Genomic DNA, 3502 nt, shown 5'->3' with positions numbered 1-3502 from the left:
CGGTCCGCGGGGTGCGGGGCCGCCGCGGGGTGAGCACTCAGGACTCGTACTTCCCGCCCCGCATGTACGCGCGGTTGAGGTCGTCCTGGTACCGGTAGGCGGCCGCCTCGCGGTCGAAGAAGGCCGCGTACAGCTTGCCGTCCCGCTCGATGTGCGCCAGATGCCCGTCCGGTGTGCTCACGACGTACCACTGCTGGCGACCGGGGTGGTGCCTGACCTCAAACATGCCGCTCCTGCCACTGGGCGCCTCGACGGCGGACAGTCTCCCACCGAACGGTCCCCGGGACGCGAGGGCGGCGCCGCGTCGCTCCGGGGCCCGGGGCGGGCGGTACCGGGGGGAGGGGGCGCTGTCGGGGCGCGCTACCGTGGGAGGGCACGTTCCCGGACAGGACGTGACAGGCAGCGATCACACACGATCGCCGGAACGCGCAGGCGGACGATCGTGGGATTCCCGGGCCGCGGGCGGGAACCGTGCGGGCGGACGGTGGCGGCCGGTCGCCTCACCCTCACCCCGTACGCCGGGAAAGACGTGCGTTTCCCGCAGGAAAGGGTCATTCTTGAGCACCGACCAAGCGACGCTGCGCCGTGGACTCACCTCCCGCCACATCCGGTTCATCGCGCTCGGTTCCGCCATCGGTACCGGGCTTTTCTACGGCTCCTCCGAGGCGATCCGCTCCGGCGGGCCCGCCGTACTGCTCGCCTACCTCATCGGCGGGGCCGCGGTGTTCCTCGTCCTGCGGTCGCTCGGCGAAATGGCCGTCCACCGGCCCTGCGCGGGGTCCTTCGGCTCCTACGCGACCCAGCACCTCGGCTCGCTCGCCGGATTCACCACCGGCTGGACCTATGCCTTCGAAATGGTGATCGTCTGCATCGCGGACATCACCGCGCTCGGTGTCTACATGGGCTTCTGGTTCCCCGACGTCCCCCGCTGGACATGGCTGCTGGCCGCGATCGTCGTCATCGGCGCGGCCAATCTCTTCCATGTGAAGGTCTTCGGCGAACTCGAATTCTGGCTCTCGCTCATCAAGGTCGTCGCCATCATCGCGATGATCGTCGCCGGTGCCGCCATTCTCGTGCTCGGCATCAACAACGGCGGATTTCACGTCGGCATATCGAATCTCTGGAGCAACGGCGGATTCTTCGCCCAGGGCGCCGGCGGATTCATCATGTCGTTCGCCGTCGTGATGTTCGCCTTCGGCGGTACCGAGATCATCGGCGTCACCGCGGGCGAGGCGGCCGACCCGAAAAAGGCGATCCCCAGCGCGGTCAATTCGGTGCCGCTGCGCATCGTGCTGTTCTACGTACTGACCCTCGCCGTCATCATGACGCTCCGTCCCTGGCAGGAGGTCGGCACCGAGGGCAGCCCGTTCGTGCAGATATTCGCCGGCCTCGGCGTCACCTCCGCCGCGGCCGTCCTGAACGTCGTCGTGGTGGTCGCCGCGCTGTCCGCGATCAACAGCGACATCTTCGCCGCCGGCCGCGTCATGTACGGCATGGCCGAGCGCGGCCAGGCCCCCGCGGTGATGCGCCGGGTCTCGCGCGGCGGGGTGCCCGTCATGACCGTCGGCATCATGATCGCCGCCCTGCTGCTGGGCGTCCTGCTGAACTACCTCATCCCTGACCAGGTCTTCCTGATCATCTCGTCGATCGCGACCTTCGCCACCGTCTGGGTGTGGCTGATGATCCTGCTGACGCAGATCAAGGCCCGCCGCTCCATGACGGCCGAGGAGTCCGCCGCCCTCGCCTACCCCGTGCCGTTCTGGCCGTACGGGCAGATCATCGCCGTGGTCTTCATGGTGGCGGTGACGGTGCTGCTGGCGTTCTCCGCGAGCACCCGCGTCGCCCTGGTCGTCGGCGCGGTCTGGCTGGCCCTGCTGGCCGTGGTGCACCACTTCTGGCTCCGTCCGCGCGCCGCGGCGGCGGGCGCCGGGGAGCCGCTGCCGGAGGGCGCCGCCCCCGGGGAGCGGGCGTCCGACGGACGGTGATCCGGGGCGGGCACCCCGCCCGTACACGGGACGTACGACGGCCCGGCATCCGCGGAAGGCGGACGCCGGGCCGTTCGGCGTACGGGTCAGCGCTTGGGCTGCGGGGCGCCGGGGGCCCGCTCGTCCTCCCGGCAGAACTTGACCGCGCCGTTGTTCGCCACATGCCGGGCCGAGACCCAGGTCGCGCGCTCACGGAGCAGGTACCAGACGCGGTTGCCCTCGATGTCCTGGGCCCGGACCTTGCACCGCAGCTCGACCCGCTCGCCGCGCTTGAGGAATCCCTTGGGCGCGGAGTCCGTGCTGGGGAACTGGCGCTCCGCGAGGCCGGTCCTGGCGAGGACCGTGCCGAGCGGCGGCCCGGCGAGGGCCTGGGCCGGGGCCGCGCCGAGCAGAGTGGCGCCGAGGGCGAGGGCCGCCGTCAGGGCGCCGACGCCCTGGGCGAGCTTCCTGCCCCGGGGCGCGAGGAGGCCGGAGATGGACATGGAGGTTCTCCTGTTCTTGACGCGCAGCAGAGGTGTCGCGAGAAGGACATTACGCCGGAAAACCCCATATATTTCGGTGCATCGCGGGACAGTTGGTATGAAACAACCGAATGCGGGACGGGCCGCCGACAGCAACGTGCTCCGCGACCGGGACGGGCCACGGAGCACCTGCGCTCCCGCTCAGGGCAGGTAGCGTTCCATCGCGGCGGCCCCTTTCTCCTCGATCAGCCGCCGCGCCCAGTCCAGGTTCTGTGGAGTCGGCTCCCGCCCGGACGCCCGTACCAGATCCTCCGCGTCGAACGGCCGCTCACCTCCCGTGAACAGCTCCTTCGGCCGTGCTGTGGACGTCGACCCGTCATCCTCGTTCTTCACGGATACTCCTCCCGCGGCCATGCAGGCACTCACCTGTGTGCGCCTGCTCACGGCCGACGCCTCGGGTCCCTCCATGATGCGGCGGCGGCCCCGGCTCCGCATCGCCGGGCCGGGAGCGGCCGCTCCCCGCAGGAGTCACCCTCCGTACGAGGGGGACGGGGCGGCGGGCGGTACCGGCGGCGGGACGACGGGGAGCGCCGCCGGACGGTCCGAGGCGCCGCCGCCGCCCACCGGGCGCGCGAAGGCCCGGCCCGTCGTGGCGTCGACGAGGACCAATTCCCGCACCGCCGCCGACGTCCGCCGCACCACCACGACGTCCGGCGGCCGGTACCCGCGCCACGCCGTTCCCGTCGTCCGGGGCGTCCTCTTCAGCGCCACCGGGGCCGTCAGCGGATTGCCGCAGGCGCAGCGCACCCGGGGCACACCGTGCGCGTCCACCAGGACGGGACTGCCCGCCTGGAGCACCGCCTGGAACGCGGTGGCCCGCCCGTCCCGGTAGCCGTGGTACGTCACCCGGGTGTCCAGACGCAGCAGTACGGAGGTCAGAGCACGCAGCGCGGACGGCAGCGACGCCTCGTCGAACTCGCCGGCACCGGCGAACGCGGCGGCCCGCCCCCGCTCCGCGCCCAGCGCGCGCACCAGCCGCCCGACGTCGCAGCTCGG

5 protein-coding genes are annotated in these 3502 nt (G+C 71.7%); 1 reads left to right on the top strand and 4 read right to left on the bottom strand.

Features of this window, described 5'->3' with window-relative positions:
- Positions 1-37: 37 nt before the first annotated feature.
- Positions 38-226 carry a hypothetical protein gene (locus tag AC51EU_RS28660; protein ID WP_496270000.1) on the bottom strand — a complete coding sequence of 63 codons (189 nt, stop codon included), beginning with the start codon at positions 224-226 and terminating at the stop codon, positions 38-40.
- Between the two features lie 331 nt (positions 227-557).
- Between AC51EU_RS28660 and AC51EU_RS28655 the strand changes: the two genes are divergently transcribed.
- A complete protein-coding gene (locus AC51EU_RS28655) occupies positions 558-1985 on the top strand; it encodes an amino acid permease (RefSeq protein ID WP_496269999.1) in 1428 nt (475 codons plus the stop codon).
- Positions 1986-2071: 86 nt separating this feature from the next.
- On the opposite strand, the gene AC51EU_RS28650 is transcribed toward AC51EU_RS28655, so the two are convergent.
- The 3 genes from AC51EU_RS28650 to AC51EU_RS28640 form a co-directional block, all read right to left on the bottom strand.
- Positions 2072-2467 (bottom strand): SH3 domain-containing protein, encoded by a 396-nt coding sequence (locus AC51EU_RS28650; protein WP_496269998.1) that lies wholly within the window; start codon positions 2465-2467, stop codon positions 2072-2074.
- 180 nt (positions 2468-2647) lie between these two features.
- Positions 2648-2839: a hypothetical protein gene (locus tag AC51EU_RS28645; RefSeq protein ID WP_496269997.1), complete on the bottom strand. Its 192-nt coding sequence runs from the start codon at positions 2837-2839 to the stop codon at positions 2648-2650.
- 135 nt (positions 2840-2974) lie between these two features.
- The coding region (locus AC51EU_RS28640) for a DUF6777 domain-containing protein (protein ID WP_496269996.1) at positions 2975-3502 on the bottom strand (528 nt) is incomplete at its 5' end.

Source organism: Candidatus Streptomyces philanthi (assembly GCF_059553635.1).
Note: the sequence above shows the minus strand (reverse complement) of the source record. Positions and strands in the feature narration are given on the sequence as shown.

Coding starts and splice junctions, on each gene's coding strand:
- AC51EU_RS28660 (WP_496270000.1), bottom strand. CDS start 226: ATGTTTGAGGTCAGGCACCACCCCGGTCGCCAGCAGTGGTACGTCGTG.
- AC51EU_RS28650 (WP_496269998.1), bottom strand. CDS start 2,467: ATGTCCATCTCCGGCCTCCTCGCGCCCCGGGGCAGGAAGCTCGCCCAG.